Raw genomic sequence first — 6,358 nt, forward strand, 5'->3', positions numbered from 1 at the left:
CAGCCTTGACAACTAGCCTTCAGCCTTGACAACTAGCCTTCAGCCTTGACAACTAGCCTTCAGCCTTGACAACTAGCCTTCAGCCTTGACAACTAGCCTTCAGCCTTGACAACTAGCCTTCAGCCTTGACAACTAGCCTTCAGCCTTAAAGGCATTTTCAAGGAACAGTTAAAACTGTGCCAAGGTGGAAAACATGTGTCAAGATAAAAAATATTTGAATCAAACAAGAGGATTTATTATTTGTCCATAGCTCTAAATTCTTCCAATAATATCTTTTGCATTTGCACTTTTCCGATAAGCTATTCCCTCAATTTTTATCTCTTCTCTGGTTTCTTTTTCAATATTTCTGTACTCTAACAGCCCTTTTTCGCTCACACAAAACAGTTTGACGAAAAGCAAAATAGGGAAGCTTTTTCCTAATTTGTACGAAAACCTATCTCAACAAATTGTTTACTTTAAGCAGCACTAGCTCTGACACGAAGGAAGGCAAATTTTGTCTTTAATTTTCAAATTTATTTTCATCATCATTCCATAAAAACACTTCCCACATTCATGTCTAAAACAAACAAATTTCATTGAAGTTTTTTTCATCAAGATTTGCACATTTAAAAAGCTTAAGCACACTTAAATTTCCAAGCTTTAATTTCCAAGCTTTTTCTATAAAAAGTATTTTCTGCCACAAAATACGCTTGCCACAAAAAGAAGCTCTACGACCATTTTTATACACTTCGTCCTTCTTGTTATTTACAGTTAAGACAAACTCACCACAGTTACAAAGCTTTCCCTTTTTACAAATGTTCACAAAAGAGCTTCTCGCGCTACTTTGAACGAGATCACATCATAAATCTCTTGACTGCCATCTCCAAGCTTTGCTTGCACAATAAAACTCAAGAATAGATTTTTGTTGTTCTCAATGATTTTCTCAATGATTTTTTCCTCTAGCTTAAGCTTAAATTTTTGCTCCTTGAGCTTGAGAGACAGTCATGCGGATAAAAAAACCTTAACATCTAGCAGTCAAACGGAACATCCAACGTGTGCCGCATGTGTCCTATCGATATGTTTAAAATATCAACGCACTCGACCAAAGTTTCCGTTTTCTGTTTAAGCGCAAAAGCGTAAATAATGATTTAAAGAAGTGAAGTGAGGGCATTTTGGTTATAAGCACCCCAGCATATTCAAGGGATGTGTCAACAAAACACGCCATAGGGTTCTCATTTGTACTGTATTCGTTTAAGCTGTTCCATAATCTATAGAAAAAGCTGTTATTCTGTCATCAATTGACTTTGCAAAAAGGGTATAAAAACTTTAAAAAATAAGGATAAAGAATCGCCTTAAACACTTGAAAAGGATGTGCAATGACTAAACAATCATGTGACGTAGCGATTTTAATGGGCAGCCAATCGGATTGGCAAACGATGCGCCATAGCGCGGATATTTTAAGCTGCCTTGGCATTTCTCATATATCGCATATTATTTCGGCACACCGAACACCTGAGCGCCTTTATCACTTTGCAAAAGGTGCAAAAGCAGCAGGTTTTAAGATATTGATTGCTGGCGCTGGAGGCGCAGCACATCTTCCAGGTATGTTAGCTGCCCTCACCCCTCTTCCTGTTTTTGGTGTTCCAGTACAATCACAATCTTTATCTGGTCAAGACTCTTTGCTTTCTATTGTGCAAATGCCAGCAGGGATACCAGTTGGAACACTAGCAATAGGCAAATCAGGTGCTATTAACGCAGCGCTTTTAGCTGCAGCGGTTATGGCAATCTATGATGATGACTTAGCACAGCGTTTACAAGATTGGCGTCAACAACAAACAGCCAGTATCGCACAAACGCCTACAACTGAGATTTAAGATGACACAGTTTTCTAACATTTTTTCTGCACGCAACACCTCTGCCTCATCCACCATGTCTACACCATCTCACACCTCTACCTCATCCACCATATCTACACCATCTCACACCTCTACCTCACCCACCATGTCTACACCATCTCACACCTCTACCTCACCCACCATATCTACACCATCTCACACTTCTACCTCATCCACCATATCTACACCATCTCACACCTCTGCCTCACCCACCATATCTACACCATCTCACACCTCTACCTCACCCACCATATCTACACCATCTCACACTTCTACCTCATCCACCATATCTACACCATCTCATACCTCTGCCCCCTCCAATAAATCTTCTTCCCTTTCTTCATCTAAAATGTTGCCTGCAGGCAGCGTAATCGGTTTAATAGGGGGAGGACAGTTAGCGCGTATGTTAGCCATAGCTGCTGCAGAATTAGGGTTTCGAACGATTGTTTTCTGTCCTGAAGCAGATTGCCCCGCTGCCCAAACATCTAACGGGCATATTGTTGCTTCCTATGACGACAGCTCGGCATTAGACCGCTTTATATCGCTGTGTGACATAGTGACCTATGAATTTGAAAATCTTTCACTTCCAATGGTTCAATATGTAGAAAAATCCAAGCATGTTTACCCCTCTTCCAACGTGTTAAAAATTACACAGGATCGATTATTCGAGAAGCAATTTTTGAACGCCCAAAACATTCAAACAGCATCGTGGTATGCCGTTGACAATCCCTCCTCACTTATTTCAGGACTTTCTGCATTAGGTGGTCGTGGTCTTTTGAAGATGCGCCGTTTTGGTTATGATGGAAAAAATCAGATCATGCTGAATCATCCAAATGAACAAACCATCCATGAAACCCTCACGGCTTTTCAGAATCAGCCATCGATTTTAGAGGCAATTGTTCCTTTTTTATTGGAAATTTCGGTTCTTGCGGCACGCACCCCTCAAGGGGAGCATATTTTTTATGACAGCCCTGAAAATCAGCATAAAAACGGTATTCTCCATAAATCCTTTGTCCCATCGCGCATTCCACTGACCGTACAAAAAGCCGCACAAGAAATAAGTGTGACAATTATGGATGCCTTAAATTATGTTGGTGTTCTTTGCGTTGAATTTTTTGTATTAACGGACGGCAATCTTTTAGTAAATGAATTAGCGCCTCGCGTACACAACTCTGGTCATTGGACACAAAAGGCTTGTATAACATCACAATTTGAGCAGCACATTCGTGCCATTTGCAGTCTTCCTTTGGGCAGCACGTACCGCCATAGCAATTGCGAAATGACCAATCTTCTTGGCAACAATCTCAATGATTTCAAATATTTTCTTACACAAGAGCACACATCCGTGCACTTATATGGCAAAAGCTCCCTTCAACCAACACGCAAAATGGGGCATGTCATCAAATTAACAGGCCCCTCTATCAGGTCTGAACAATAATTTGGAGTGAGAAGGATATTTGAGCAAAATATTGTCATACGCATGAAAGAAATATAAACAAAGCGTTTGAGATCATTTTTTTCAAGAGTACTTTCCCAAGCGCTCTTCTGCAGAATATTTTTGCCAAAACGCTTATTGATTTTGAGGTAATTTTTTTGGCACACTCAGAAGCAGAATAAAAAATAGAATGAGCAAAATGATTGCATGAAATGCAACGTACCCTTGGATTCACAAAACGCAAACAATTTGCAAAGCATCTTGGTATAACCGCTAGATCGGCAAAAATTTATGCAACTGGGACAAGGTGAACTCACCGTCTCTACTTTCTCACTGTCCAGAAATATGTGACGTTTCATGAGGCTGACTTATAACAAGTGAAGATAAAATATTTATAAGACATGGCAAAAGCAAAAGCAGCAAATTTTAAACTGTCAGCTCTTCCTTCTCATCTTATGAAAAAGCTAAAATATATAGTTTACATCACTTATCGCAATGCACAACCCCCCCTCTAAAGATGCAAAATTAGTAGAAAAATTTTATGAAAAGCTACCAGAGTTTGGGCTTAAAACATTAATGACAGGGAGGAAGTCGCAAGCCGCCTTTGCTACTTTTCAAACTACATTTAAAGCGTCAAATTGAAGCTGAAAAGTGCACTGAGAAAAAACACAAAATATAAGCCTTAAAGTTCTCTAAAAGAAAAAATGAATATGAAAATTTTTTTACATGAAAAAAAAATCACTTCATACTTTAATTTATATGAATAAATTTCCAATAAAAATAGATAATCACCAAGAGGTAAAAACCTCTTTTTTTTAGTAATTTTTAGCTGATTTTACAGCTGACTTCACTCTTTGTTTGCTTTTTTCAAAGGATTTTTAAAGGCAGTTTTTGAGATTTTCAAAATTTTTTTAAAGCTTCAAAGATGTTTCAAAGTCCTCTCTCCTTTTTGCTAACAAATTTCAATTTTTGCGCTCTTTTGCATTTTTTTCGACTTTCTGCTCTTAAAACCCTCTTTGACAATTTAACAAAATGCCCCTTTAAATACGAATTTCTCTCTCATCCCCTATTGCCCACTTCAAGGACAAAACCTACTATTATACGACAACGCTGTTCTCAACGGAAATACGAAAGAAAAAAACACTCAAGCAAGAGCCTTTGCTCCAACGAGCACTCTTTTTGAAGAGGCTCCCTTAAATTAGAGTCCTCTTAAATTTAAGAGAGGTTCTCTGTAATATCCTTCAAAGCGCAGTCTTTTTAAAGAAGCCCCCCAGCAGGTAAAGAGAATAAAGAGCATTCAGTTTTAAAGGGAATTTGTAAGGGATGATCGCTTGACAAGAATAAGACTTCTTGTTAAGGATATGGTAGATTCTTTTGCAATTTTCACTTGTTCGTGAGCGCTGAGATTGTATGAATGCGTATCTTTTTCAAGATACATTTTATCATCATGATGAATCAAGTGTGATGCGATGTTATAATACAGTCGCAATATCATAATATCACAATAGTGTGATGTTAATTGTAATGTGATGTTGTGGTATTTTGGTTATAGCATTGCAATTGTGAGAATGAAGTTACAGATTTTTGAGTCACGTTAGTGTATATGAACGGTGAGTATAATGAAAATTAAGAATTCGCTTAAAGCACTGAAGGAACGCCACCGTAACAACCGTTTGGTGCGTCGTAAAGGTCGTATTTACATCCTGAATAAAACCAATCCGCGCTTCAGAGCACGTCAGGGTTGAGTGCGTCAAGGCTAATGTTTTTTGTGCCTGCTTTTTGTGGGCATTAAATTTTTGGTCTCTTGAAAGTTTTGGATAATTTATCTTTTGGAGACTCATTTTTATGGGTTTTTTTGTCTTTTTAAGAGCTTTGCGATTGCGAAGCTTTTTTATTCTTCGACAAAGTTTTTTGGTTACTTTTGTAAGCAGTTTTTGTTTACTATCTCTTGGGTATGGTAAAAGTCCTCCTTCTCTTCCCCCTGAAGAGCCTTCTCCCCAATCGCTTTTGCCTTCAGATGAACTGATACTCGGTCCTCCTCCTTCGGCTCCTGCCACCCCTCATTCAAGCACGACCACATTTGAAGAGCTTGAGACAACGCATTCTCCCCTTTCTCATAGGGCTGCGCAACATAAAGAAGCGGAAGTTTTACGCTTACTCAAAGAACTAAAACTATGTGCCAACGTCAATGAAGCAAAAATTATCAATCAACAGCTTCAACATTTATGGTTACAATCGGGCAGTGATACCATTGATCTTTTGATGTCATGGGCTGAAAATGCTATCAGCGCTCATAATTATGGTCTTGCTCTTGATTATATTGATAATGCCCTTGCGCTTTTTCCTACTTACGCAGCCGCTTGGGTCAGACGTGCTTGGATTCATATTCAACTGAGTGATTTTAAACTTGCCATGCTTGATCTTAATCACGCCATGACACTTGAGCCACGCAATTACATAACATTTTTTGAGCTTGGAATCATCATGGAAATGACGGAGCGCCCACAGCTTGCTATCAAGGCTTATGAAATGGGTCTCCATTACTACCCCCAAATGCAAAGACTTCAAAAGCGCATTGAGATATTGTTAGAAAAGCAAGCCTCGCAAGCTCTTTGAATGAAGAAGCTTTTGCTCAGTAGAGACTGTTCCTTAAGATTTCCAAGAGATGTTTTCGTTAAAAATCTTTTTCTCTCAGATTATTTTTGAAAGCATTTTATATCTAGCCGAAGATCTTAAACTGACTTATAATAAAAGGCGGTGTTCTGCGCCTCTCGACAGGAAATAACATATTCCTGAGACCTTATTGATTTCCAAGGGAGCTGTCCCTGAGAAGGCTCGTGGGCTTTTTCATATGGCGCCCACCTACTGAGTAGGTTCTCGGGATCAATCTTTTCCATCGGCTGTTGCGGATCACCATTTTTTTCACAAAGGAAATAATGGGCATAATTGGGGGAGAAGTAATTAGCACAATTGGAGATAAATTGTTTGCTGTTTACACATACCACCTTCCGTACCTGCCTTTTTCACCTACACATTTAGCGATTTCATT

At 38.8% G+C, this 6,358-nt stretch carries 4 protein-coding genes and 1 other RNA gene; all 5 read left to right on the forward strand.

From position 1 onward, the window contains the following. The first annotated feature begins 1,355 nt into the window (after positions 1-1,355). The 5 genes from purE to ssrS all read left to right on the forward strand — a co-directional run bounded on the left by purE (position 1,356) and on the right by ssrS (position 6,225). A complete protein-coding gene (purE, locus tag ACMFKV_RS02520) occupies positions 1,356-1,853 on the forward strand; it encodes a 5-(carboxyamino)imidazole ribonucleotide mutase (protein ID WP_413154423.1) in 498 nt (165 codons plus the stop codon). A gap of 370 nt (positions 1,854-2,223) precedes the next feature. Continuing rightward, positions 2,224-3,312: a 5-(carboxyamino)imidazole ribonucleotide synthase gene (locus ACMFKV_RS02525; protein WP_413154424.1), complete on the forward strand. Its 1,089-nt coding sequence runs from the start codon at positions 2,224-2,226 to the stop codon at positions 3,310-3,312. Between the two features lie 1,616 nt (positions 3,313-4,928). Continuing rightward, on the forward strand, positions 4,929-5,054 hold the full coding sequence (gene ykgO / locus ACMFKV_RS02530; protein ID WP_013545486.1) for a type B 50S ribosomal protein L36: 126 nt from the start codon (positions 4,929-4,931) through the stop codon (positions 5,052-5,054). Between the two features lie 100 nt (positions 5,055-5,154). Continuing rightward, the gene (locus ACMFKV_RS02535) at positions 5,155-5,925 is read left to right on the forward strand and encodes a tetratricopeptide repeat protein (protein ID WP_413154425.1); all 771 of its coding nucleotides are present in this window, start codon (positions 5,155-5,157) and stop codon (positions 5,923-5,925) included. A 140-nt stretch (positions 5,926-6,065) separates the two neighbouring features. Beyond that, a non-coding RNA gene (gene ssrS, locus ACMFKV_RS02540) (6S RNA) lies at positions 6,066-6,225 on the forward strand. The last annotated feature ends 133 nt before the right edge of the window (positions 6,226-6,358 follow it).

This window comes from Bartonella propinqua (genome assembly GCF_047263965.1).
Classification (GTDB): Bacteria; Pseudomonadota; Alphaproteobacteria; order Rhizobiales; family Rhizobiaceae; genus Bartonella.